Origin of the sequence: Synechococcus sp. B60.1 (assembly GCF_047462555.1) — a bacterium.
In the GTDB taxonomy this organism is placed as follows: Bacteria; Cyanobacteriota; Cyanobacteriia; order Thermostichales; family Thermostichaceae; genus Thermostichus.
Window position 1 is genome coordinate 1 of record NZ_JANSJN010000031.1, and the last position, 25,013, is coordinate 25,013.

23 protein-coding genes are annotated in these 25,013 nt (G+C 58.3%); 10 read left to right on the top strand and 13 right to left on the bottom strand.

Going from position 1 to position 25,013, the window contains the following annotated elements; genetic code table 11:
* Nucleotides 1-50 precede the first annotated feature (50 nt).
* Nucleotides 51-674, top strand: coding sequence for an SDH family Clp fold serine proteinase (locus NW863_RS05160; protein WP_414364955.1), 624 nt, complete (start codon nt 51-53; stop codon nt 672-674).
* Here NW863_RS05160 and NW863_RS05165 read toward each other — a convergent pair.
* Entirely contained in the window at nt 671-1,390 is a 720-nt protein-coding gene (locus NW863_RS05165) for a J domain-containing protein (protein WP_414364957.1), read from the bottom strand. The genes NW863_RS05160 and NW863_RS05165 overlap by 4 nt on opposite strands.
* A gap of 47 nt (nt 1,391-1,437) precedes the next feature.
* On the opposite strand from NW863_RS05165, the gene NW863_RS05170 reads away from it, so the two are divergent.
* Entirely contained in the window at nt 1,438-1,722 is a 285-nt protein-coding gene (locus NW863_RS05170; RefSeq protein WP_414364959.1) for a DUF3082 domain-containing protein, read from the top strand.
* A gap of 19 nt (nt 1,723-1,741) precedes the next feature.
* Here NW863_RS05170 and NW863_RS05175 read toward each other — a convergent pair whose 3' ends face one another.
* A complete protein-coding gene (locus NW863_RS05175; protein ID WP_414364961.1) occupies nt 1,742-3,856 on the bottom strand; it encodes a transglycosylase SLT domain-containing protein in 2,115 nt (704 codons plus the stop codon).
* A gap of 23 nt (nt 3,857-3,879) precedes the next feature.
* Nucleotides 3,880-5,841 (bottom strand): S9 family peptidase, encoded by a 1,962-nt coding sequence (locus tag NW863_RS05180; RefSeq protein WP_414364963.1) that lies wholly within the window; start codon nt 5,839-5,841, stop codon nt 3,880-3,882.
* A 359-nt stretch (nt 5,842-6,200) separates the two neighbouring features.
* On the opposite strand from NW863_RS05180, the gene urtA reads away from it, so the two are divergent.
* From urtA to mnmH, 6 genes are all read left to right on the top strand, one after another.
* Nucleotides 6,201-7,475 (top strand): urea ABC transporter substrate-binding protein, encoded by a 1,275-nt coding sequence (gene urtA / locus NW863_RS05185; protein ID WP_414364964.1) that lies wholly within the window; start codon nt 6,201-6,203, stop codon nt 7,473-7,475.
* Between the two features lie 108 nt (nt 7,476-7,583).
* Entirely contained in the window at nt 7,584-8,741 is a 1,158-nt protein-coding gene (gene urtB, locus NW863_RS05190) for an urea ABC transporter permease subunit UrtB (RefSeq protein ID WP_414364966.1), read from the top strand.
* Between the two features lie 56 nt (nt 8,742-8,797).
* A complete protein-coding gene (urtC, locus tag NW863_RS05195; RefSeq protein WP_414364967.1) occupies nt 8,798-9,943 on the top strand; it encodes an urea ABC transporter permease subunit UrtC in 1,146 nt (381 codons plus the stop codon).
* A 148-nt stretch (nt 9,944-10,091) separates the two neighbouring features.
* A complete protein-coding gene (urtD, locus tag NW863_RS05200; protein ID WP_414332603.1) occupies nt 10,092-10,859 on the top strand; it encodes an urea ABC transporter ATP-binding protein UrtD in 768 nt (255 codons plus the stop codon).
* 66 nt (nt 10,860-10,925) lie between these two features.
* Entirely contained in the window at nt 10,926-11,678 is a 753-nt protein-coding gene (urtE, locus tag NW863_RS05205) for an urea ABC transporter ATP-binding subunit UrtE (protein WP_414364969.1), read from the top strand.
* A 129-nt stretch (nt 11,679-11,807) separates the two neighbouring features.
* Entirely contained in the window at nt 11,808-13,007 is a 1,200-nt protein-coding gene (gene mnmH, locus NW863_RS05210; protein ID WP_414364970.1) for a tRNA 2-selenouridine(34) synthase MnmH, read from the top strand.
* On the opposite strand, the gene NW863_RS05215 is transcribed toward mnmH, so the two are convergent.
* Nucleotides 12,935-13,969, bottom strand: a complete 1,035-nt coding sequence (locus NW863_RS05215) for an adenosine deaminase (RefSeq protein WP_414364972.1) — start codon at nt 13,967-13,969, stop codon at nt 12,935-12,937. The two genes, mnmH and NW863_RS05215, sit on opposite strands and share 73 nt — an antisense overlap.
* 374 nt (nt 13,970-14,343) lie before the next feature.
* Between NW863_RS05215 and NW863_RS05220 the strand changes: the two genes are divergently transcribed.
* Nucleotides 14,344-15,957: an NAD(P)H-quinone oxidoreductase subunit 4 gene (locus NW863_RS05220; protein WP_414364973.1), complete on the top strand. Its 1,614-nt coding sequence runs from the start codon at nt 14,344-14,346 to the stop codon at nt 15,955-15,957.
* A 20-nt stretch (nt 15,958-15,977) separates the two neighbouring features.
* Here NW863_RS05220 and NW863_RS05225 read toward each other — a convergent pair whose 3' ends face one another.
* On the bottom strand, nt 15,978-16,586 hold the full coding sequence (locus NW863_RS05225) for a Uma2 family endonuclease (RefSeq protein ID WP_414364975.1): 609 nt from the start codon (nt 16,584-16,586) through the stop codon (nt 15,978-15,980).
* A gap of 35 nt (nt 16,587-16,621) precedes the next feature.
* A complete protein-coding gene (locus tag NW863_RS05230; protein ID WP_414364977.1) occupies nt 16,622-17,368 on the bottom strand; it encodes a rhomboid family intramembrane serine protease in 747 nt (248 codons plus the stop codon).
* A 161-nt stretch (nt 17,369-17,529) separates the two neighbouring features.
* Between NW863_RS05230 and NW863_RS05235 the strand changes: the two genes are divergently transcribed.
* Nucleotides 17,530-18,204, top strand: a complete 675-nt coding sequence (locus tag NW863_RS05235) for a response regulator transcription factor (RefSeq protein WP_414364979.1) — start codon at nt 17,530-17,532, stop codon at nt 18,202-18,204.
* A 148-nt stretch (nt 18,205-18,352) separates the two neighbouring features.
* Here NW863_RS05235 and NW863_RS05240 read toward each other — a convergent pair whose 3' ends face one another.
* The 7 genes from NW863_RS05240 to NW863_RS05270 all read right to left on the bottom strand — a co-directional run bounded on the left by NW863_RS05240 (nt 18,353) and on the right by NW863_RS05270 (nt 24,508).
* A complete protein-coding gene (locus NW863_RS05240) occupies nt 18,353-19,540 on the bottom strand; it encodes a GNAT family N-acetyltransferase (protein WP_414364981.1) in 1,188 nt (395 codons plus the stop codon).
* Between the two features lie 176 nt (nt 19,541-19,716).
* The gene (locus tag NW863_RS05245; RefSeq protein WP_414364983.1) at nt 19,717-20,775 is read right to left on the bottom strand and encodes an ATP-grasp domain-containing protein; all 1,059 of its coding nucleotides are present in this window, start codon (nt 20,773-20,775) and stop codon (nt 19,717-19,719) included.
* A gap of 91 nt (nt 20,776-20,866) precedes the next feature.
* Nucleotides 20,867-21,598, bottom strand: a complete 732-nt coding sequence (locus tag NW863_RS05250; RefSeq protein WP_414364985.1) for an alpha/beta hydrolase-fold protein — start codon at nt 21,596-21,598, stop codon at nt 20,867-20,869.
* 149 nt (nt 21,599-21,747) lie between these two features.
* Nucleotides 21,748-22,395 (bottom strand): LON peptidase substrate-binding domain-containing protein, encoded by a 648-nt coding sequence (locus NW863_RS05255; protein ID WP_414364987.1) that lies wholly within the window; start codon nt 22,393-22,395, stop codon nt 21,748-21,750.
* Nucleotides 22,396-22,461: 66 nt separating this feature from the next.
* Nucleotides 22,462-23,025: a crossover junction endodeoxyribonuclease RuvC gene (gene ruvC / locus NW863_RS05260; RefSeq protein WP_414364989.1), complete on the bottom strand. Its 564-nt coding sequence runs from the start codon at nt 23,023-23,025 to the stop codon at nt 22,462-22,464.
* Complete coding sequence (pgsA, locus tag NW863_RS05265; protein ID WP_414364991.1) at nt 22,973-23,551, bottom strand: CDP-diacylglycerol--glycerol-3-phosphate 3-phosphatidyltransferase; 579 nt, start codon at nt 23,549-23,551, stop codon at nt 22,973-22,975. The genes ruvC and pgsA overlap by 53 nt, the downstream gene beginning before the upstream one ends.
* 24 nt (nt 23,552-23,575) lie before the next feature.
* On the bottom strand, nt 23,576-24,508 hold the full coding sequence (locus tag NW863_RS05270; protein ID WP_414364993.1) for a nucleoside hydrolase: 933 nt from the start codon (nt 24,506-24,508) through the stop codon (nt 23,576-23,578).
* Between the last annotated feature and the right edge of the window lie 505 nt (nt 24,509-25,013).

Below are 25,013 nucleotides of genomic sequence, written 5' to 3' on the forward strand. Positions count from 1 at the left end.
ATATATCCAGAATCAGTCAGGAGGCGCTATCCCTCCCCACCGTATAGACGGTGGGGAATCCCGCGCCTTACGTTGATTTAATTCTGCACACCCCTGGCGGCCTGGTGCTGGCTACTGAACAAATTGCCCGCGCCCTTATTCGCCATCCGGCCAAGGTAACGGTATTTGTGCCCCACTACGCCATGTCGGGGGGGACGATGCTGGCCCTGGCTGCCGATGAAATTGTCATGGATGTCAATGCTGTCCTAGGGCCGGTCGATCCGCAGATAGGGGGCTACGCTGCCGCCAGCATTTTGCAGGTGGTGGCGGAAAAACCCATTACCGAGATCGACGACCAGACGCTGATCCTGGCAGATCTGGCCCGCAAAGCGATGCAACAGGTACAGAACTTTGTGCGGGAGCTGCTCAAGGACGAGGTGCCCAAGCGCAAAATTGCCCCCGAACGCGTTGAGCCCCTCATCCAGGCTCTGACCAGCGGGCGGGTAACCCACGACTACCCGATTACGGCTGAAGAAGCGCGGGAGCTGGGCCTGCCCATCTCCACCGAGTTGCCGCCCCAGATCTACGCCCTGATGGATCTCTACCCACAAGCCAGCATAGGCCGTCCTTCCGTGCAGTACATTCCTACCCCCTACGATTCCCGCCCCTCTCCACCCGGCAGCCGGTCTCGCTAGGGCGAACTCTGGGCGTAGGTGTCCATGGCTTCTCGACGCAACCCTTCCGCCCGTCGAAACAGCTCTTGCCCAGTGTGCAGGTGGCGATCGTCGAAGTTCAGCGGGAAATAGCTCAGCTCCTCCAGGGCATCTTCCAAGTGGTTGAGGGCATAGTAGAGGCGAGAAGCCACCCCCCCTAGGCTGCTGGGATTGGGAAGGCGGCGAAAGATCTGCTGAGCTTGGGTCAGTTTCTGCGTACACTCCTCCAGATACAGGCCAAAGGCCTCCAGCAAATCGGGATCGAAAGGATCTGCCGCCAAGGCATTTAACTGCGGCCTGAGGGAAGACAGTAAAGGCCCCAAAACTCGGTTCAGAGGAGTGTAGACCTGCCGAATCCAGGCTTCGCGGGCAATAGCCTCCTGGCTGACCGTCTCTGATGGGGAGCCAGTGGGCTGGGGGCGGGGCGGGGCGTAATTGGAGCGCAGTTGCCGATCGTACTCGCGGCGGGCTTGCGGATCCTTAAGCACCGCATAGGCAGCGTTGATCTGGCGAATACGCTCAGCGGCAGCCCGATCTTTTTTGGCCAGGAGGCTGTCGGGGTGGTGGTACTTGACCAGACGGCGATAGGCAGACTTGATCTCCGCTGCCGTCGCCAGCACCGAAACCCCCAACACTTCGTAGTGGGAAACTGCTTCAGACCCGCTCCCCATCATTTTGTTCTCAGAACAAACGCTCATATTGTACCTGGAGCCTACAATAATGGTGAGTTTTCCGGTGCTGCCCCATGCCGTCCTCCTCCCATCCCCTCAACGCCCTCGTGGGGGCTGCCTTTGCTGCCAGTTTGGGCTATGGGTTCCTACAATTGCTGCTCTCGATGCTGGCCAAGCTGCCGCCAATCGACCTGGAAAGCGGATCCCTGGCGCGGGGGATCAGCATTCTGGTGCGCTACCTGCTGGTGGGATCCGTTTCCCTGATCACCTTCATATTTGTCATGGTGGGCCTGGGGCTGGCAGCCTACTCGCTGCAATTGCTGGGAGAACGGCTGACCTCTTCTCGGCACCGATCCTAGCCGCAGTCGAGGGAGTTGGTTAGCCAGGACGCTGACGGAGGCGCTGGCTGACCAAGGTGCGCCCCTCTGGGGTGTAGAGCTGCCAGTAGTTCCAGTAGTTGCCAAAGACAGACTTGACATAGCCACGGGTTTCGGCAAAGGGGATCCGCTCCACAAATTCATCGGGATCCTCAAAGCCGAATTGGCTTAGCCATCTGGCCACATTGCCAGGCCCGCCATTGTAGCTGGCCAGGGCCAGCAGGGTGTTGTCTTGATAGGTGCGGTGGGTGTAGTCAAAGTACCAGCATCCCAGGCGCAGGTTGTCGGCAGGGTTGGTGAGGCTGTACTGGGCTAGACTAACTTTTTGGGCAATCCAGCGGCCGGTGGCAGGCATCACCTGCATCAAGCCCAGCGCTCCCGAGGCCGAGACAATCTCCGGCTCAAAACGGGATTCCTGGCGGATCAAGGCTGCCACCATAAGGGAATTCAGGTTAAACTGCCGCGACCAGTAGGCCAGCCCAGGCCGGGCATAGGGATCCCCCTCCCACGTGTTCTCCGGGTCGGCGTAGTAGTGCAGCGGGTAGACGGCCTGCCAGAAATCCTGGCGCTGCCTCAAGCTCTGCAGCAGCGGGTCAGGCTCGGCGCTGAAGCGCAAAGCAGCCACCTGGTTGATCCCCTGGAGGTGCTCGCCAGCGTTGTTGCGCAAAATGCCGCTGGCAAAGCGCTCGGCCACGCTCATCTGGCGCGGATCCCGTTGCCGCAGGGCCGTTTCCCCCTGCCAGCGCTCCCAGGCCAGTTGGCTGGCGCCGATGAGATGCAAAGTTTGCGTGGCCTCAGAGACCCCTGGCAACGGTTGGCGCACCGGCTGAAAGTCCACCTCAACCCTTTGGCGGCCGCTGGAGAAATCTCCTACTGGCCAGCCCAGTTGCACCGCCGCCCGCCAGGCGTAGTAGGTGTGAGGGAATCGCTGCAGCACCTGCTGATAGGTTTGCCGTGCCGTCGCCCTATCCCCCAGGCGTTCCCGCCATTTGCCTGCCCAGTAGAGCAGTTGCGCCCCCATTTCCGTATCCTGCTGGGCCAAGCCAATCTGCTGGGCCAGAGCAATGGCTTGGCTGAGATTGCCCGCTTGCGCCTGGCGCCAAGCCACCGTCCAGGCGGCGTTGGCCGCTGCTTCGCTGGCCGGGAAACGCTCCCAAAGGGTCTGCCGCACCGCCTGGGCCGACTGCGGGCTGTCGTTGCGTTCATAAAGCTGGCTGAGGCTGAGCAGGGCCTCTGGGGCCTCTGGATTCGAGCCGGATCCCACCTGTCGGAGCAACTGAAGGGCTGTCGGCAGGTCGCTCAGCTCGGCCAGGCGACGCTGGGTGAGGGAGGCCTCGGCAGCCTCGGGAAATTGCGCCAGCAGCGCTTGGTAGGCGGCCCTGGCCTGGGGAAACTCCCGCGAGATCTGGTGGCTGCGGCCCTGGCGGTAGAGGTTTTGGGGGGTAGCAGGGGCGTGTTTGTAGGCGCGGGCGGCTTTGCCGTACTCCCGCTGCTCCCAGTAGGCATCGGCCAGGATCTGCCAGTCGGAGGCTGTGAGGGATCCCTCCTGGGCTTGGCGCCAGCGATCCAAGAGGGGCGTTAACCCAGGGGTTTGCGGGTGATGTTGGGCCAGATCCCGCAGCAGGTCGTAGCGGTCGGGATGCTGCTGCAGCAAGTGCTGGAGGGCGCGAGCAGTCAAGGGGTGAGTGGGAAATTGCCGTCGCAGTTGCTCCACCTGGCCCATTCCCCACAGGGCATAGGCGGCTACAGGACTGTGGGGGTACTCCCGCAAGATCTTGGGCCACCAGATTTGGCGGGCAGTTTCTCGATCCCCCAGCTTTTCATAGGCCTGGGCCCTGAGCTTCCAAATTTCATCAGTGAGAACTGGCAGCTTCTCTTCCAAGCCTTGCAAGGACTCCAAGGCCGCTTGGGCTTGGCCGCCCTGGAGGGCTTTGTAGGCGCGCAAAAAGGCAGCGCCAGAAGTCGCGCTTAGGGATGCCGGCGGCACCGCCGCCATCTCAACGGGTTCTGCCCAGGAAGAAGTGTAAAAGCCCCAGAGGGCACCGCCCAGGACTCCGCCTGCTGCTAAGGCCGCGGCCACCCATTGCCTCCAGAGGTTGCTGGTTAGGCTCCCCATGCCTCCCTCCCCCAGCTCCTTGACTACGATACCCAACGAGGAGGCGCCGAGCCAGGGCAGGGAGGACTCCAGTTGGCGATGGGAACTGGCTCGAGGGGCTCTGGCAGGGGAAACCCCAGGATCTGGGCGTAGAAGTAAAGCTCTGCCTCCAGCGCCCGCTTGAGGTTGGCCGCCTGGCGGAAGCCGTGCTGCTCTCCCTCAAAGGGCACGTAGGCCACCGGGATCCCTTTGGCCTTCAGGGCAGCTACCATCTTCTCTGCTTGGTTGGGAGGAACGATGGCGTCCTCCAGGCCTTGAAAGAAAATGATCGGGCAGTTGAGACCCTCTAGGTGGTGGAGGGGAGAGCGCTCTCGGTAGAGATCCTGCCGTTGGGGGTAGGGGCCAATTAAGCTCTCCAAGTAGTGGGACTCAAACTTGTGAGTTTCTCGGGCCAGCGCTTCTAGGTCACTGATGCCGTAGTAGCTGGCGCCGGCGCGGAAAACCCTGTGAAACGTCAAAGCTGCCAGGGTCGTGTAGCCGCCGGCACTGCTGCCGCGAATGAGCAATCGCTCGCCGTCAACCCGGCCCTGCTGGGCCAAGAATTGGGCTCCAGCAATGCAATCTTCCACGTCCACAAGGCCCCATTGGCCCTTGAGGGCCTCCCGGTAGGCCCGTCCATAGCCGCTGCTGCCGCGGTAGTTGACATCCAGAACGGCAATCCCGCGGCTGGTCCAGTACTGGATCCCCAGGTCAAGCACGGCTGCTGTTGCTCCCGTGGGCCCGCCGTGACTTTTCACCAGCAGGGGCGGCTTTTCGCCGGCAGGGGCCACAAAGTCGCGGTTCTTGGGAGGATAGAAGAAGCCGTAGGCCACTGTCCCGCCAGAAGTGGGAAAGGTGATGGGCTCAGGGATCGACAAATACTCCAGATCTATTGCCACGCTGCTAGAGCGGGCCACCACCTCCAATTGGCCAGAAGGTAAGTCCAGACCGACCAAGGCCATGGCTTCGCTGGGGGATCCGGCCAGGAAGGCAGCTTTTTCGCCGCTAACTTGAAGGTTGTGGAGCTCGGTGTAGGGCAGGGGGAGCTCCTGCCGCCGTCCTGAACGCGGATCCAAAAGGGCCAGGTGGCAGAGCCCCTCCTGCCGATAGATGGCCAGGATTTGCCCATCCCCACAAAAGCCGTAGGTGCTCAGGCCAAACACCCACTGGGGCTCCCCAAACTCTGCTTCCATAGGACAGAGGGGAATCGGCCCCGAGGGATCCCAGCGGTAGAGGTTCCACCAGCCGCTGCGGTCGGAAACAAAGTAAAGCTCCCCCTGCGGCGACCACTGGGGTTGGAAAATGGACTCAGCCGGGCCGCCAACAAGTTTCTGGGGTTCTCCCAAGCTGCCGTCAGGAGCCACTTCCGCCCGCCACAGCTCCGTGCCGTCCCAGGGCATCTGGGGGTGATCCCAGACCAGCCACACCAGGGTCTGACCGTCTGGGCTCAGTTGCGGGCTGGCGTAGAAATCGTGGCCCCTGGCCAAAACCTGCTGGGATCCGCTTTCTAGATCGATGGCCACCAGCGTATTTTCTGGCTCTCCCTGGCGGCTGTGATCCTCGCGCACGCAGAGGATGCGCCGGCGCCTCCTGTCCACCACCCCGTCGGCATAGCGGTAGGGGCCGGGCTCGGTGAGGGGCTGGGGAGCCAACCCCGGCAGCAGGCGGTAGAGCCGTTGATCGGCAAAGTTGCAAAAGTACACCACCCCCTCGGAGACCCAGTAGGCGCCGCCGCCGTACTCATGCACCCGCGTGCGCACGTTGAAGGGTGCTGGCGTCAGTTCCTGCACCGTCCCGTCGGCAGCTCGCCGCATCAGTACGTTGCGCCCCTTCTCCTGCGGACGGCCCTCCGTCCAGTAGAGATCCCCCTTGTCCCAAGCCGGTTGCCCCAGGCGCAGGGATCCGGCCACCACCAGGTCAGCGGTAATTGGGGATCGCCAAGATCCATAGCCAGCCTGTTGCACCATAAGCCATCAATTTTCAACCTCGAAATCTCCATTATGCCGAGAGCAAGGGATCCCTGGGAGCTTGGCGAGAACAGGCTCAGATTCTGGAAAAAAGTATCTCACAACACAATTTCTTCCTGGCTGAATGGGTTTGATAAAACACGTCGAGGCAACAGGGGCGCACGACGCTCTCTCGACTGCAGAACTGGCTTTTCCCCCTGTTGATGTTGGGAAGGCATTAGTGAAAACCTCAGCCGAGCGCAGTTGGGCAAGCTGATCCATGGGCAAGGTGATGAGCTGAGTGCTTCCCCCCGTTAGCCAGGCTGCTGTAACCACACTTCGCTACACCCTTTGCACTCACCTCGTTTCGGAGTTTACCGATGGCTCAATCTTTTAATCGTCGTCAAGTGCTGAAAATGGGCGCGCTGGCCGGAGCCGGCGCTGCCTTAGGGCCGCAGATCTGGGTGAAGCGGTCTGTGCCTGCCTATGCTCAGGGAGAGACTATTCGCGTTGGCATTTTGCACTCCCTCAGCGGCACGATGGCCATTTCGGAAACCAGTGTGGTGGATGCGGAAAAGCTAGCCATTAAAGAGATCAATGCCGCCGGTGGGGTTTTGGGCAAGCAGATCGAGCCCATCATCGAGGATGGCGCCTCCGATTGGCCAACCTTTGCCGAGAAAGCCACCAAATTGATCGATGTGGACAAGGTGGCAACAGTATTCGGCTGTTGGACCTCGGCCAGCCGCAAGGCAGTTTTGCCGGTATTTGAATCCAAGCAACACCTGCTCTGGTATCCCGTACAGTACGAAGGACAAGAGTGCTCCAAAAACATCTTCTACACCGGCGCTGCCCCCAACCAGCAGATCGAGCCTTCTGTGGAATGGCTGCTCAAGAACAAGGGCAAAGAGTTTTTCCTGGTGGGATCCGACTATGTCTTCCCCCGCACGGCCAACACCATCATCAAGGCCCAGTTAGAGGCCCTGGGCGGCAAGGTTGTGGGAGAAGATTACCTGCCTCTGGGCAACACCGAAGTGACTCCCATTATCAGCAAAATCCGTGCCGCTCTTCCCAACGGCGGCGTGATCTACAACAGCCTGAATGGCGACAGCAATGTGGCCTTCTTTAAGCAACTGAAAGCAGCCGGTCTGGAGCCGGATCGCTATCCCTCTATGTCCGTCAGCATTGCCGAAGAAGAGGTGCAGGCGATTGGCCCCGAGTTCCTAGAAGGCCACTACGCTGCCTGGAACTACTTCATGACGGTGGATACGCCTGCCAACAAGAAGTTTGTGGAAGCCTTCAAGGCAGAATACGGCCAAAACCGCGTCACCAACGACCCGATGGAAGCGGCCTATATCATGGTTTACATCTGGAAGCAGGCGGTGGAAAAAGCGGGAACCGTGGAGATCGACGCGGTGCGCCAAGCAGCCTACGGCCAAACCTTTGATGCCCCAGAGGGTCTGGTGACGATGAACACCAACCACCACCTGACCAAGTACGTGCGGATCGGCCAGGTGCGCTCTGATGGGCTGTTTGATGTCATCTTTTCTACAGACGCTGTGGAGCCACAGCCCTGGAACCAGTTTGTGGCGGAAACCAAGGGCTTTGCCTGCGACTGGTCGGATCCGGCCAAAGGCGGTCGCTTCAAAGTCAGCTAGCCCTGTTGAGCGCTGGGTGCGGGATCCCTTGCGGGTGAGTTGGGGATCCCGTCCTGGAGTTGGAAGCGCGTCCCCAGTCAACGGGTAAAGAAGGAGGATCCCCTGCCGATGACCTTGCTTTTGGATAGCTTGTTTAACGGCATCAGTATTGGCACCGTTTTGCTGATAGCCGCTCTGGGCCTGGCGATTGTCTTCGGCCTCATGGGGGTGATCAATATGGCCCATGGGGAGCTGATGATGTTGGGGGCCTACACCACCTTTGTGGTGCAAAATGCCTTCCGACAATTGGGGGATCCCTGGCGGGATCTGTATATCTTTCCAGCCTTGGTTGCCGCTTTTGTCGTCACGGCCCTGGCGGGTCTGGCTCTGGAGCGGGGGGTGATTCGCTTTTTGTATGGGCGGCCGCTGGAAACCCTTTTGGCCACCTGGGGCGTGAGCCTGATCCTGCAGCAGTTCGTGCGCAGCGTCAATTGGGTGTTGGCTTTCCGCTTGGGGGCCTTTGCGGTGCTCTTTTTTGGCGGCTGGTGGCTCTTGGCAAAACGGGCCGATTGGCCGCGCCTCAAAGGCTGGGTGCTGACGTTGTTGTTGGTGCTTTCTACGGCCATTGTGGCAGTAGGCGGGCGGGTTCTGGCCCAAACCTATGCCCTGGCCGTCACCCAGCCCTGGTTTGGGGCCCAAAATAGAGACGTGACCGCTCCTCGCTGGCTGCGGGGTGGGATCCCGGTGGGCAACCTGTTTTTGCCCAATACTCGCCTGTTCATCATCGCCCTCACCGTTGTCTGTATCCTGGGGCTGTACTTTTTCTTGCAACGCACCCGCTGGGGGTTGCGCATCCGCGCCGTCACCCAAAATCGGGCCATGAGCGCTTGTGTCGGGATCTCCACGCAAACGGTGGATGCTCTCACCTTTGCCATGGGTTCGGGTCTGGCAGGAGTAGCCGGCGTGGCCGTCAGCCTGCTGGGATCCGTGGGGCCCAATACCGGCCAGAACTACATCGTGGATACCTTCATGGTGGTTGTCGTGGGGGGTGTGGGCAAGCTCCTGGGCAGCATTGTGGCGGCACTGGGGATCGGAATTGCCAACTTTGTCATCGGTTCCGGGACGCTGGCTTTGATCTTTCCCAACGTGCCGATCCTGACCGATACCCTCAACTTTTTTGCCACCACCAGCATGGCTAAGGTGATGGTCTTTGCCTTAATTGTGGCCTTTTTGCAGGTGCGCCCCCGCGGCCTTTTCCCCGAAAAAGGTCGCATGGTGGATGCCTAGGACAGCCCTCTTGAGCGAATCTTTCTAGCCGTATTCCCCATCCCCCCACACCGCCCATGAAACTGGCTCATCTCCCCCCCGCTGATCGTGAAGAGGCCATTCTTGCCACCGGTCGGGATCCCAGTCCTGCCCGCAAGCTCCTGTGGGAAGTTGGGCTCCTCATTGGCCTGGCGCTGGCTTTGATCTTGGTGGCCCCAACTGTGTTGTCGGGTTTTCGGCTGAACTTGTTGGGGCGATTTCTGGCATTGAGCATTGTTGCCCTGGGGATCGACCTTATCTGGGGCTATACCGGCATGCTGAGTCTGGGGCATGGGGTGTTCTTTGCCTTGGGGGGCTATGCTTTGGGGATGCACCTCAAGTTGCAACTGCCAGAGGGAAAGATACCGGAGTTTTTCAGCCTCTATGGGGTAACGGAATTGCCCTGGTTTTGGTACCCTTTTTATTCGTTTCCGTTTACGGCTATTGCTATTGTCTTGATCCCGGCTTTGGTGGCAGCAGCTCTGGGGTATTTGGTGGTGAGAAATCGCATCCGAGGAGTTTATTTTTCTATTCTGACTCAGGCCACCACAATCATTTTCTTCAACTTCTTCAACGGGCAACAGCGCTTAATCAACGGCACCAACGGCCTGACCAATTTCCAGACGTTATTTGGCCTGGATGTCAACTCTTCCCAGATGCGCTTTGCTGTCTATGTGGCCACGGTTTTAACCGTTGTTTTGGCTTACCTTCTCTGTCGTTGGCTTACCAGTGGCTTGTTTGGTCGAATCCTGGTAGCCATTCGAGATGATGAGCCGCGGGTTCGTTTCTCTGGCTACGATCCCACCGGATTTAAGGTGCTGGTATTTGCCATCTCGGCTGCGCTGGCAGGGATCGCCGGGGCTTTGTTTACCTTACAAACTGGCATCATTTCTCCCAATGCCATGGCCGTTCCCTTCTCCATTGAAATGGTGATCTGGGTGGCGGTGGGTGGTCGGGCCAGTTTAGTGGGGGCAGTGGTCGGGGCTTTGTTGGTAAACTTTGCCAAGAGTTTGCTGAGCGAAAATTTCCCAGAAATTTGGCTGTTTTTCCAGGGGGGATTGTTCCTGCTGGTGGTACTGGTGTTGCCGGATGGTTTGGTGGGCTGGGTGCGCACCCGGGGCAGGCAGCTTTGGGTTACCTTCCAGCTTTGGCGCCGGCGTTTGGCCAATATTTCTCCAGCCTAAATCCGTGCCAGTATCCCCCTATGCAAGGTACAACTTCAGAGTAAGAGGATCCCAATGGGTGAGATAACGATGCCAAGTGTCCTCTCTTGTTCGATGGGCTGAGAATCCTACTCGTCCTCTGGCCTTTCCGTTCTTGGACGTGATCCCTATGCTTACAGCAGCTCCCACCACTACCCGGCAAATTTTACAAACTCAGGATCTCACCGTCAGCTTTGATGGCTTTAAGGCTTTGGACGGGCTGAACTTCTCTTTGGAAGAAGGGGAGTTAAGGGTGGTGATCGGCCCCAATGGAGCGGGCAAAACTACCTTCCTCGATGTGTTGACAGGCAAGGTCAAGCCTACTCGAGGGCGAGTGCTGTTTAAAGGAAAAGATCTGGCTAAGCTCAAGGAGCACGAAATCGCTGCCTTGGGTATTGGTCGCAAGTTCCAAACGCCGCGGGTCTACCAAAACCTGAGCGTGCGAGAAAATTTGGAGCTCTCTCTCAACCCTCACAAGGGTGTTTTCTCCACCTTATTTGGCAAAAAGCGCTTGCGAGAAAAGACTGATGCTCTCCTGGAAACCATCGGCCTGAGCCGTAAGGATCGGATCCCGGCAGGGCTGCTCTCCCATGGAGAAAAGCAATGGTTGGAGATTGGCATGGTGATTGCCCAGGATCCGGATCTGCTGCTGCTTGATGAATGCGTGGCCGGGATGACGGATAAAGAAACAGAGGCTACGGGAGAGTTAATTCAATCCTTAGCTCGAAATCACACCATTTTGGTGATTGAGCATGACATGGTATTTGTCCGGCAAATTGCTCGCAAGGTTACTGTTTTACACCAAGGAGCAGTGTTGTGCGAGGGTAGCTTTGAGGAAGTGAAGAACGACCCGCGAGTTATCGAGGTCTATCTTGGATCCCACAAAGCCAGAGGCTAAACGAAAACAGGGGAGAAGGGGAGATCTGTGTTGACCGTCCAATTAACCAACTCTATATCCAAGCCTATGAATACGGAAAACGCCACCAAAGCGCAAAATCTATCTCAAAGTGGATCTCAGCCTTTGCTGGAAGTCTGTAACCTGAGAGCTTATTATGGGCAAAGTTTAATTGTGAGAGATCTTTCTTTCAAGATCCTTCCCGGCCAAGCAGTTTGCCTTCTGGGTCGCAACGGCATGGGCAAAACTACCACGCTTAAAGCCCTAATGGGGCTTCTCAAAGACTGTACAGGTAAAGTTCTCTTTGAGGGCCGACCCATCAATCATTACCCACCCAACTGGCGGGCTCGCGCTGGCATTGGCTATGTGCCCCAAGGCCGGGAGATCTTTCCTCGCTTAACGGTTGAGGAGAACCTGCTGGTAGGGTTAGAAGCAGCACCGGGCAAAGAACGGGCTATACCTGAGTTTGTCTATGACTTATTCCCGATTTTACGTTCTTTTCTGAAGCGTCCCGGTGGAGATTTGAGCGGTGGGCAGCAGCAGCAATTGGCCATTGCCAGAGCTTTGGTGGCAGAGCCTAAACTTTTACTCCTGGATGAACCCACAGAAGGGATCCAACCTTCTATCATCATTGAGATCGAAGAAGCCATTGCCCGCATCCAAAAAGAGCGGGGCGTTGCGGTGTTGCTGGTAGAACAGTACTTTGAGTTTGCTCAAAGCTTGGCCGATTACTTTTACCTCATGGAAAATGGATCCCTCGTTATGGAAGGGCCGACTGACCAAATGGACGAGGAAAAAGTGCGATCCTATCTCTCCCTCTGAGGTTAGCCTGGAGGAGGAGCCGAGCGGTGCAACTCTTGTCAGGCCCAGGGATCCCCTTAAGCAACAACCCTAGAAATCTGCCAGGATCGAGCAAGAGAGAACTCAGTCCACTCCCTCCTCGCTGCGTCTGTGGCTGCCCCCATTCACGTCACTGCCGAACCTTGGCTGCACACCTACAGCGAAATCATTGACGTGCGCTCGCCGGCAGAGTTTGCTGAAGACCATTGGCCGGGGGCCATTAACTTGCCTGTGCTTGACGATGCAGAACGGGCAGAGGTGGGCACCCTCTACAAGCAGGTGGATCCCTTTACGGCCCGCAAGCGAGGAGCCAGCCTGGTGGCCCAGAACATCGCCCGCCACCTGCAGACCCACTTTGCCGACAAGAGCCGGGACTACCACCCCCTCATCTACTGCTGGCGGGGAGGGCAGCGCTCGGCCAGCTTGGCGCTGGTGTTGTCCCAGGTGGGCTGGCAGGTCACAGTGTTGCAAGGGGGGTACAAAACCTACCGCGCCTGGGTGCGCCGGCAACTGCAGAGCTTGCCCCAGGAGTTTACCTACCGCGTCCTCTGCGGGCCGACGGGAAGCGGCAAAACCCAATTGCTCCACCACCTGCAGCGCCAGGGATCCCAAGTCCTCGATCTGGAAAAGCTGGCCCACCACCGCGGATCCGTGCTGGGAGCGGAGTGGGGGATGCCGCAGCCCACCCAGAAGAGCTTTGAAAGTCAACTGGTGCAGGTTTTTCTCCAGTGGGATCCAGCTAAGCCGGTCTGGGTGGAAGCTGAGAGTGCCAAGGTGGGCCAGCTCCACCTGCCCCCTGCCCTTTGGCAGGCCCTCACCCAAGCCGATTGCGTGGAAGTGCGATTGCCTTTGGAAGAGCGAGTGAAGGGGATAATTGCCCATTATCCCCACTGGATAGCCCATCCCCAGGCACTCAAGGAGAAACTGTTATCCCTAAAAGCCCGCCATAGCCAAGCGCGCCTGCAGCGCTGGTTTGAGCTCATCGACGCCCAAGACTGGCCGCAGTTTGTGCAGGAGTTGCTGGAGCAGCACTACGATCCCACCTATCGCCACGGCCTGCAGCAACACTTTAACCGCATCCGCGCTCGCCTTGAGCTGCCTGACCTTTCTGAGACCAGCCTACAGGAGGCCGCTGCCCGACTCAGGGGGGATGTCGTTTTGAGCTGCGCCAGCCCTCGCCGGGCAAGCGCGACCAAGTCTGCCGGTGGAAATGTCAAGCAAAGTCCTGTCTGCCCCTCTCAGAGGGAAACTAGGGACTTCGAGGCTGACTGCTGCAGCTCCGACAGCAGCGAGGCCGGGTGCTCTTTGTAGGGCCAGGCAAAAGCGTGACGAAAAGCCGCCTTCTGACAGTGCTTGAGCTGCTCGAAATCAATAATGTCGTGGGTGAGCAGGTTCTCGTACTCAAACGGCAGGCGCACGTTGTGTAGGCCAGCGTTGTCGGTGCAGATGGCGATATCTACCCCCGCGTCGAAGCAGCGGTCGAAGACGATTTTGAGGGGCTCCAAGCTGGGTAGTGTCCCCGTCTTCAGGTAAGTGGTGGGACAGACCTCCAGACATTGGCCGCGCCGCGCCAGCTCTGGCAGCAGCTCTGGGTAGTGGAGAGGGATCTGGATCCCGTGGCCAATCCGCGAGACGTAGGGCAGCAGCTCTGGGTAACAGCCATCCAAAGTCTCATAGAGATGGGCAGTGGTTTTGAGGCCACGGGCCAGGGCATATTTGAACAGCTCAATCCACTCGTCCATGCGTTCGCCGTAGGCCTTGTCTCCCCCCGCCAGGTCGATGGCAGACACGTATTCCGACTCGGCGGCGGCCTCCACCATGGCGCGGTTGATGTGGCTGGGCAGGCGGGAGTGCAAACACACAATCTGGGTGGTGACGATGGGATATTCCCGCTGCTGGCTGGCCTGCCCTACCGTTTCGATAACTTGGCGCATCTGCTTGAGGCGATCCGCCTCGTCCAAGCTGGGATCTGTGCGCAGATAGGGGGTGTAGCGAATTTCTAGATAGGCCAGATCCTCAAAAACATAGGCCCCCCGTAGCAGACGGTAGATGAAATAGGGTAAGCTTTCCAGGGTTTGCACCTGTTCCACCAGCGTGTGCAGCTCCAAGTAATCTTCAAGGGTGTTGCGCGGGCGGGTGTAGAACTCCTCAAACTCGGCGTAGTCGGGAAAGCGTTCTGCCAGAGGGGATCCCTGGCGATGTAGGTAGCGCCACAAAATCCTAGGAACGACTGAACCGCCTAGGTGGCGGTGTAACTCCGCATGCAGTGCCATACTTCAAAGCTTCCCCCAGGCCCCCCCTCACCGTCCGCCAGAGGCGGACTTGGCTTGGTTGTTAAGTACTATTTCTACTGTTATCCAACAGCAGCGGTCTTGTCCAGGCGCGATTGCGCAGGGTCAGCTAGCCGGGAACCAGGTGATGAGGTTTCCAATAGCCAGGTTTGAGGACCAGGTCAATGCTTGAATCCTGGTCGGGCCCGGCCAGGGATCCCGGCAAACTAGATAAAGAGCCTTAAGATAGAGATAGTTTTGAAGGTTTGCTGAGCAAAGATACTCAGGAGCGATTCTAGTAAAGGGCTGTTGGCTGTAGCCGACGGCAATCCCCCTGGAAGGGTGTGGCATGAACTTAGCGTAACGAGGTTATCTTCATGGCGCTGCCCAGCTTGCACGAATTTCCCTGGCTGACCACAGTCATCGTCTATCCGGTGGTGGCCGCCCTCTTTATTCCGTTGATCCCGGCGCCGGCTGGGGATCCTACCACCCGCGCTTACGCGCAGAAGTTGGCGGAGCGGATCCGCTGGTTTGCCCTGTTCATCGCAGTCACCGACCTGGTCATTTTGCTGGCCGGCTTTTATGTCGGCTACGACCCTAGTCAAACGGGCTTGCAACTGCTGGAGCGCTACACCTGGGTGCCGCAGGTGGGGCTGAGCTGGTCGGTGGGGGCCGATGGCCTCTCGATGCCGCTCATTCTGCTCACGGCTTTTATTACCACGCTTGCCATCTTGGCCGCTTGGCCGGTCACCCTCAAGCCGCGCTTGTTTTATTTTCTGATGTTGGCCATGTACGGCGGGCAGATTGGGGTGTTCGCCGTGCAGGACATGTTGCTCTTCTTCCTGATGTGGGAGCTGGAGCTGATCCCAGTGTATTTGCTCCTCTCCATCTGGGGGGGATACAACCGCCTCTATGCGGCCACCAAGTTCATCCTCTACACCGCCCTCAGCTCGCTGTTTATCCTGGTGGCGGGCTTGGCCATGGCCTTCTACGGGGATCCCATCAGCTTTGACATGACGGATCTGGCCCACAAGGCCTATCCGCTGAGCTTCCAGTTGCTGATGTATGGGGCTTTCCTGATTGCTTATGGGGTGAAGCTGCCCATTTTCCCCCTGCACACCTGGCTGCCCGATGCCCACGGCGAGGCCACAGCGCCGGTTCACATGTTGCTGGCCGGGATCCTGCTCAAGATGGGGGGCTATGCCCTAATGCGCATGAACGCGGGCATGCTGCCGGATGCCCATCTCTACTTTGCGCCGGTCTTAATCGTGCTGGGGGTGGTGAACATCATCTTTGCTGCCCTCACCTCCTTTGCCCAGCGCAACCTCAAGCGCAAGATTGCCTACTCCTCCATCAGCCACATGGGCTTTGTCCTCATCGGTATCGGATCCCTGACGGAGATCGGCATGAGCGGCGCCATGCTGCAGATGATCTCCCACGGGCTGATCGGGGCCAGCCTGTTCTTCTTGGTGGGGGCCACCTACGACCGCACCCATACGTTGGAGCTGGAGGAAATGGGCGGCGTTGGCCTGAAGATGCCCAAGATTTTCTCGATGTTTACCGCTTGCTCACTGGCCTCTCTGGCCCTGCCTGGCATGAGCGGCTTTGTGGCTGAGCTGATGGTGTTTATCGGCATGGCCACCAGCGATGCCTACTCTCTCCCCTTCCGGCTGGTGGTGGTGTTCCTGGCAGCAGTTGGCGTGATCCTGACTCCTATCTACCTGCTGTCGATGTTGCGTCAGATCTTCTTCGGCCCGGAAAACAAAGAGCTGACCGAACACGAGGAACTGGTGGATGCCGAGCCGCGGGAGGTGTTCATCATTGCCTGTTTGCTCATCCCCATCATCGGCATCGGGTTTTATCCCAAGCTGGTCACTAGCCTCTACGACCAGTCCACCAATGCCCTGGTGGCCTTGCTGCGCCAGGAACTCTCCTCCCTCGGAGCGACGGTTGCCCAAGCCCCTGCCCTTTACAACACTGAGCCAAATTGAGGAGAGGGAAGCCGGTGTAGCTAGCCTTGGCTTTTTTCTCCAATGGGCTTGCGGCTTTCGCCGCCTTGAACTCGCATCCAGCCAAACAACGTTCCGACCGTCAGTTGGATCGTTTGGGCAAAAGCGGGAACGGGGATAACCTCTTGCGGATCCTCATGCACTGTTGGCTGCTGTCCGGCAGGATAGGCGAAAACGACCCTTTCTTCGGGAGCTACGATCCACCCCATCTGGCAGCCGTGGGCCAAGCCAATCAAGATTTTTTTGACCAGCTTCGTTTGATTTTGATCGGGAGAGAGAATCTCGATCACCCAATCTGGGCAAAAGGGTATGAGGTTTTGAATGGTGCCATCCTCATCCACAGGGATCCGATCCCAGGCAATGACAGAGATATCGGGCACAATTGCATAGCCGGCAAAGGTGGAGCGCAATTCTGGAAAAGCCATCCCTAGCTGAGAAGGCTCCAGTATTTCATTAATAAAGCTGCCCAGTTTCAATTGAAGGCGGCTATGTTTTCCTTGTGGCACGGGCTTCTGGATAATCTCTCCCTCAATGAATTCGCTGGCGGGCTGAGTTTCTGGCTGCCGCAGAAACTCTTCCAGAGTTAGGGGCCTGGCAGACAGACTGACCATAATTTGCTCCTATCAAGCTGGCCTCTGAATACAAATCAAAACGGATCTCTGTCGCGCTGTCGCAGAGTGGCTTGGTAGTCGTAGGGGCTCTTGCCGGAAAACAAACCCATCAGCGGCCCCAAAATAGCTCCAAACACAAAGCCACCCGCATGGGCCCAGTAGGCAATGCCTCCGCCTTCCATGCCAATATTGATAGGAGTCTGCAAGCTGGCAATACCATAAAACGCCTGTTGCACAAACCAAAAACCCAGGAACACCCAGGCGGGAACATAGATGGTTGTAATGAAAATGCCCAGAGGCACCAGGGTCAAGATCTCAGCTTGTGGAAAACGCAAGATATAGGCTCCCAACACCCCGGCAATGGCCCCACTTGCCCCCAGCGAAGGAATGGTGGACTCCATATCGAAAAACCACTGGGTTAGGGCGGCCAAAGCTCCACAAGTCAGGTAAAAAATGAGGTAGCGCACATGCCCCAAGCGATCCTCAACATTGTTGCCGAAAACCCACAAAAAGAGCATGTTCCCACCAATATGGAGAAAGCCCCCATGCAAAAATTGCGAGGTAAATAGCGTTACCCACTCGGGGCGCAGCGAAGAGGTGGCCTCCCCCTGAAAGCTGGCCGTCAGTTCCACCGGCACCACCGCCCACTCTCGGAAAAAAGCTACCAGTTCTCGCGGCGATAGGGTAAGCTCATACACAAAAACCAGGATGTTGATAAGCACCAGGGCATAAGTAACGTAGGCAGGGTGGGTGGTTGGGTTGCGATCTTGCAGAGGTACCACAGTCGGGATCCGGTTAACATCACCCTCTAGCCTACCCTGCTAGGCCTTCTCAGGCCTAACTTGAGGCTACACTAGGGTAGCTTGTCGGTGGGATCCCTAAACTGCAAAGGGGTTTTAGCCGTCCCCCCCACAGCCGACAATGGATTTGGAGGAGTGGATCGATGTTTGAGGTCGAGAACCGAACTGCCCCGCTCAAGTTTTTGGTGGTCGAGGATCATCCCGAGGTCGCCCAAAACAATTGCGAGTGGCTGCAACGGATTGCAGCAGATGCTCAATGCATCACAGTCTCCAATCCGATGGACGCCATACTGCGCCTGCAGCGGGAGCAGCCGGACTTGGTAGTAGCCGACTTGCTCTACGGCCAAACCAGTGGCGAACAGTCTGCTGAACCTGGTCTAGAGTTCTTGCGCCACATTTTCGAGAACTATCCTACTTTGAATGTAATGGCCTATTCCAGCGAGCCGCTGCTGCTGACTCCTTTGGTGGGCCTGATCAGCAAACACCAAGGTGGATTTGCCGCAGTCAACAAAATGGAGCGGCGCACTGTGTTTTTGGAGGGGGCCAAAAGTGCCCTCAATGGAGAACTGCGCATGCCCCGTGAGTTGCGCGGCTTGACCAAGCTGACGGAGCGGGAAATCGAGGTCTTGAACCTGCTCTGCAAAGAGGCTCTTACCGACCAGGCCATCGCTGACCGCATCCACACGAGCAAAAAGACCGTACAAAATTGTATTCAAAGGCTCAAAGAGAAGCTGGATATCTTTGGCTCTGAAGATGAGATCAACGCTCGCGTTGCCATGTGTATGGCAGCAGTTCAGAAAAAGCTTATCCAGTGGTAAACCTAGAGGACTTCCAAGCGCTCTAAGACACTGGCGTGCCTGCCCTCAGCTTCCCTGCTTCTGGAGCAGAGAGCCTAGGGTTCAAGCGTATTTTTCCGTAGTCGTCTCGAGCCAGATACGCCCCTTTCCCACCTCCCAAAAGGGCCCCTTATCTCTGGGTCAAGGCAGACAAAGAGGGCAAAACATCCTCTCGAAAGGGAACCTCGTTTTGATTCACCCTCTCCAGCTCAGCCAACATGAGAGGGTTGACGCGGTTCAGATAGGGGATCAGAACCTGTTTTAGCCTGGGGCGGTAGAAACGGTGGTAGCTATACACGGGGGTGGCTGGAAATCCCCGCCGAATCTTGTGGGATCCCCCAGCCCCGGGATCAAAGTTGCGGATCCCTTCGCGGATGGCCAGGGCAATCGGCTCGTAATAGCAAACGTTAAAGTGCAAAAACTTCACCTCCTCCCGGCAGCCCCAGTAGCGCCCAAAGAGGCGATCCCCCTTGCGAACACAAAAAGACATCCCCACCACTTCTGAACCTCGCTCGCCGGCTACCAGCACCAGCCGCTGCCGGTAGTTGGGATAAAGAGCCTCAAAAAAGCGGCGGTTAAGGTATTTGCTCCAGTTCCAGAATTGAGCGCAGGTATTGCTGTAAAAGTCGTACATGAGAGAGAGCAGGCGCGGCGTGATCTCCTCTCCGGTGTAGATCTTGAGTTCTATGCCGCTTTTTTCCATGGCGGCCCGCTCTCGCTTGATGTTGCGCCGCTGGTTGGCGTTGAACTGGCTCAAAAAGTCTTCGTAAGAGCGATAGCCGGGATTGTGCCACTGGTAGTTGTGGGTAATTCGGGGAGTCAATCCATCGGCCTCCAGTTGGGCCCGCCAGTCTAAGTCCACATAGAGCAGGCTGAACACCGAAATATCGTTGTCTTGGCAGAAGCGATCGATAGCAGCCAGCATCGACGGCCACACCTCTGCTTCCGAGTAGTCTGGATGGACAAGAATGCGATAGCCGGTGGCCGGCGTAAAAGGAGCCATGCCAATGAGCTTAGGGTAGTAGCGTTCTCCCAGTTGGCTGGCAACCGCAGCCCACTCTTGGTCGAAGACAAATTCGCCCTGGCTATGGCTTTTCAAATACAAGGGGGCAGCGGCGATCAGTTGCCCATCCGACTCCACCAGCAGGTGACAGGGCAGCCACCCCGTGTTGCGGCTGGCGCAACCGGAAGCTTCTAGGCTGTGCAGCCACTCGTATTCCAAAAATGGAGAGGTGCGCTCCGTCTGCAGCGCTTGCCAGGCAGATGCTGGGATCCCGCGAATATCGTGGCACCAGCGCAATTTCAAACCAGTTGACATTTGCCTGTCCGGATAGACCAACTTGCCCTGCCTCGGCTGGGAGGGGATCCCTCCTCTAAGTTCAACCTAGGATGGAATCCCTGCACCTCAAGGGCCACATCGGCGAAAGCTAGACAACTGCTCTTTGCCCAGCTCAAAACTTTCCCAGCGCTAGACCGTGCCTTTGTTAAGTTATTTTATTCGGGATCCCTGGGCTCGTAGTAGTGGTTGGCCAATTCCAGAGCCATCTGAAACTTCTGCTCACGGGTGAGGTCGGCCCGCCGGGCAATCTGGGCAAAGCGGTTGACATCTGGGGGCAAGAAGTCGAAAGGACGCTGTTCCCGCACAATATCTACGACCAGATCGCAAAGGGCCTGCTGGTAATCGTTATAAAAAATTTCCCCCAAAGCCTTGAGGCGGCCATCGGGCACCGGATTGTTAAAGTCAATGGCTTGCAGCTCTCCCTGCTCGTCAATGAACAGCTCCACCGAGTTCATTTCATAGCCCAATGCCCGATTGATGATCCGGCATGTATCGATAACTTTTTTGCCCATCTCCGGGGTGAGAAACTCTGGATCAAATAAGTACTCGCTGGCATCGAACTTGCGAAAGATGTATTTAATAGGGATGATCTTTCGGCCAATGCAGAGGGCGCGAATCTGCCAGGGGTAAGGACTTTTAACCTTCTCCTGGATCATCATCACCTGGGATCCGGAGCGGTCGTAAAAGTAGAGGAGCTGCTCCATGTTGTAGGCAATTTCCACCCCAATGGCCTCCCGTCCTTCTGCTGGTTTGATGACAATTGGCCAGCCGAGATCTTCTGCCATCCCCTGCCAATCGAAAAACTTGTGATACTTAAAGTCTTCTGCTTTCAAAGCCGGAGCTTCTTTGGGAGGTAGGATGTAAGTCTTTGGAATGGAGATCCCCAGCTCTTTGACCACCATATAGGCGGCATCCTTGTTGCGCAGGTAGTAGTAGAAGCTAAAGGGGTTGTTGATGAGGTACACTCCCCGAAAAGCAAAGCCCATAAACAGGCCGATAGCCTGCGGGTAAAGGTAGCTGAAGCGATCCAGGATGAGGCGATACTTGGTGCGGTAGTCGAGGTTGACCTCGTGAATGGTGACATGTTCGGCCTGGATCTTGTAGGTTTTGCCGTTGCGAGCTTGAACGGGCGGAAGAGCGTTGAGGCGGGCCAGGGTGTCGTCCCCAAAAGGCTCGCTAAAGTGCAGGCTGCCAACCCAGTAGTCCTCGATCATCAAAAAAGGCTCTTTTGCTTTGAACCAATGACTATATTTTCTGCAATGTTGGTGCCTTCGCGATTTTCGGCGAGCTCTTCTGGGCGGGATCCTACGCGAAGGCGCGGATTTGCGCTTGCCAAGTGGGCCAGTCGTGATCCCCCTCCCACACCTCCAGGTGATGGGGGATGTGGTTGCGGCGGAGGACTTCTGCCAGGCGCAGGTTGTCGTTGAGGCAGTGGTCACGGTGGGCGGTGAGCAGCTTTAGCTCGGTATTTTGCCCGCCCAGTTGTTCCCAGAGTTGTCGGCTCATGTTGGACATGTAGGCCAAGGGGTTGATGAAGTACAGCTCCTGCTCCGCCGGTTGGGGATCCCAGCCGGTGACAGGGCCGAGGGCCGCTACATCGTAAGGCCCCCCCAGTGCCAGACAGCGGCGCACCAGGCCGGGGTGCCGACAGGTGAGGTTGACGGCGTGGGTGGCCCCCAGAGAGAAGCCTGCCACCACCAGAAAGTCATTTTGTGCTGCGGCCTTGGCGTAGGGGATCAGCTCTTCTACCCAGTGCCGCTCCAGCAAGAGCCAGCGATCCCGCCGTTGGGGCACGTCCAGCTCGCGGTTGAACAAGGTCTCCCAATCCAGGGTTTCCACGCAAAAGGCCTGCAAATAGCCCTGTTCCAAGTGATGGCCGAGGCTGGCGATAATGCCGCGATCTTCCAGGTCGAAAAAACGCCCATTGCTGGTGGGTAGGCAGATGAGCGGGTAGCCGTGATGCCCAAAGTGGAGCATCTCCATTTCCCGGCCCAGAACCCGGGAAGCAAAGCGCAGATAGCGGCGAGGGTAGGACATCGGATCCCTAGACAAAAACTAAACCCCAGCCGGCTTTTGCAGCCGCTGTTGAGACGGATGGCAACGCGAGGAGCTGGAGGGCTGACAGCCCCCTCGTGGCCTGGGTCTTTCCCTGCAGGTGCAGTCAGCTCAAGCGATCCCAAGAAATTTTAGGAGATTTCGGAGAACAAATCCTTGAGGGCAGTGCGGGCGGCCAAGTGCTTGCGGGTGGACTCGAGGATCTCAGCTTCCCGCCGCAGGCGATTTTCGGTGCTGACCATTTCCAGCAGCGCTTGCTGCTCCCGGGGAGCCCCGTGAAAGTGGCTGGCAATCCAGTAGGACAACTCTATCGGGGTGGTGGGCAGTTGCTCCGGCAGCTCCGTATCCCGCTCCATCAGCTTGCCGGAGAGGCGCACCACATCCTGAAGTAGGGTGGAAACCTGCTGCACCAAGCCCTGCAAATCCGCGGTGGTCGGCTCATCCTCGATCCACTCCACCAGCCCCACCCGGAAGGGTTTCTCCCGCACGTAGTTCAACACCCGGAAGCGCTGCTGCCCCAAGGTCAAAATGTCCATGCGGTCATCCGGCAACCGCTGCACCTGCAACACCTCGGCACAACAGCCCACCCGCACCGGGGATCCCGTCTGGGGATCGAACATCAGCACCCCGAAACGGCGATCCGTCTCCAGGATGGTGTTGATCATCATGCGATAGCGGTACTCGAAAATGTGCAGCGGCAGGGGGCGACCCGGAAACAACACCACCTCTGGCAGGGGAAACAGGGGTAGCTCACGTACGTCCACAGAAGAGGAAGGCATAAGGCTTTGCTTTTTGCGCTACTGAGTCTAGTTTAGCGATCTCGACGGAGCCACACCGACCGATTCCTAAGCAAAGCGGTGGTGCCAAAGGGTGATGGCAATAGCTAGGGCATCGGCAGCATCGTCGGGGCGGGGCAGGCTGGGCAGATTGAGCTCGCGGGCCACAGCGGCTTGCACGGCCTGTTTGTCGGCGCGTCCGTAGCCCGTCAGGCTTTGCTTCACCTGGGCAGGGGTGAACTCCACCGGCACCAGATGATGCTGGGCTAGGACGAGTAGGATCACCCCCCGCGCCTGGGCGATGGGGATGGTGTTGCCCATTTTGTAGAAGAAGAGCTTTTCCAACCCCACCTGATGGGGCTGAAACTGCCGCAGCAGCTCCTTGAGATCCTCGTAGAGGGTTTGCAGCCGTTCCGGGATTGATTGCTCCCCAGGGGTGCTGATGACTCCGTAGTCCAGGGATCGAAGTCCGCCGGCACCTGCCAGGATGCAGCCAAAACCCACTGTCCCCAACCCCGGGTCGAGGCCGAGGATACGCTGCTCAGGGACGCAATCCAAGGACTCCGTCCCGCTGCCGCGATCAGGCAGGGGTTCTCTCCTTGGCAAAGCCGGCAGAGGTATCCGACGCGGCATGGTCGGTGTACAAATACGCCAACCCCGAGAGCAGAGTGAGGGCCACCGCCACCCAAAAACAGGGGATCCCGATAGGCCAGTTCAAAATCAGTAGAGCGATAGCCAGGATTTGGGCGACCGTCTTGGCTTTGCCCCAGTGGTTGGCGCCGCGGATCTGGCTTTGGTTGGCCCGCCAACCGGCAATGACCAGCTCTCGCCCCACCAGCAAAAAGACTCCCCAGGCCGGGATCCGCCCCAGCTCCAGCAGGCCCAGCAGCGAGGCCAACACCAGCAGCTTGTCCACCAGGGGATCCAGAACCTTGCCCACATCGGTCACCAACCCATAGCGGCGGGCCAAGTGGCCGTCCAGCCAATCTGTTGCCGCCGCCAGCAAAAACGCCCAGAGGGCCAGCCCTTCCCCCAGCGGGGATCCCAGGCCCAGCCCCAGCAGAATCCAAGGGATCCCTCCAAGGCGCAGCAAGGTGATGGCGGTGGGCAGGTTGAGCCACGCTGGCTTGGGAACTAGGACTGGGCTGGTAGGGTTCACCTCGACCTCCTTCGACGACCTCGACTATCGATAGTGGCCTAAGCGCTCGGTGAGCAGGCGGTAAAACCCCTCGGCATCCACCCCAAAAGCTACCTGCACATTGGCGGGGCGGCCACTCAGCCCCCAGCGATCCACCACTGTCCGACCCAGATTGAGGGGGCTAGCCGTCTCCACCTCCACGTAGCAGGGCTTCAGCTCGAACAACTGCGGCTGCAACAGGTAGGCGACTACACAGGGATCGTGCAGGGGTCCCCCCGGCAGGCCGTAGCGCCGGATGTCGAACTTGCCGTAGAAAGCGAGCATGTCGGCCACTGTCTGCCCCACCCGCGTGCCGAGGGCGCGGATCCGCTCGATCCGCTCCGGCGTACTGAGGACTTGCTGGGTAACGTTCAGGCCCAGCATCACCACCTCGGGGATCCCGGCGCTGAGCACAATCTGGGCGGCGTGGGGATCGGTGAAGATGTTGAACTCGGCGGCAGGGGTGGTGTTCCCCTCAAAGGCAGATCCCCCCATGAACACCAGACGTCGGATGTGCTCCACGATGCGGGGCTGCTGCACCAGGGCCACTGCCAAGTTGGTCATCGGGCCCAGCAGCGCTAGGGTAACCGGCTCCTGCGCCGCCATCAAGGTCTCGATCAGGTACTGCACGGCGTGCAGGGATCCCAGCGGCATCTGCGGCTCCGGCAAGTTGGCCCCGTCGATCCCGCTTCTGCCATGCACCTCTTCGGCGGTCTGCAGCGGGCGCAACAGCGGGCGGGGACAGCCGGCATAGACCCTCATCTGCGGCTGACCGGCCAGCTCGCAGATCTGCCGGGCGTTGCGGCTGGTTTTTTCCACAGAGACATTGCCGGCCACCGTGGTAATGCCCAGCACTTGCAGCTCAGGTGACGCCATTGCCAGCAGCAGGGCCACTGCGTCGTCTTGGCCGGGGTCGCAATCGATGATCAGGGGCACCATAGGGATCCCGGAGGCTTTCTACCCCTATTGACACTTCCCCAACCAAAGGCGGGGGATTGTTACGCAGTCCACACGCGGACTCGTGAAGGCGCTGTCAAGACGCTCCTACCCAGTTCCCTAGGGTAAAGCCCTGAGGTTCTGCTTACTTTGCTGAGCAACGCCCCCACACTATGCCCTGGTCGGGTCTTCCACCAGGGAACGCCAAGCGTTACTGGCTACTATACCAAAGGTCTCGGGCCCGCTGGCGCGAAGGGAGAGCAACTCAAGTTGCTTGCGAGCTTTTCCGCCCCGCCGTGCAAGGCTACCAAGCTGCCCCGCTGTGTAGGCGGCAATGGCCCGTTCTCCTTGAGTCTCTCTGGAGACCAAGGCAGATTCCGGCCAGGCTTAACGTAAGGTGCGGAATTCCCCACCGTCTATACGGTGGGGAGGGATAGCACCCTCTGACTGATTCTGGATGTATTGCTTCACAATTTCTAGGGAGCAAATCATGCCAAAGCCTAGCCCT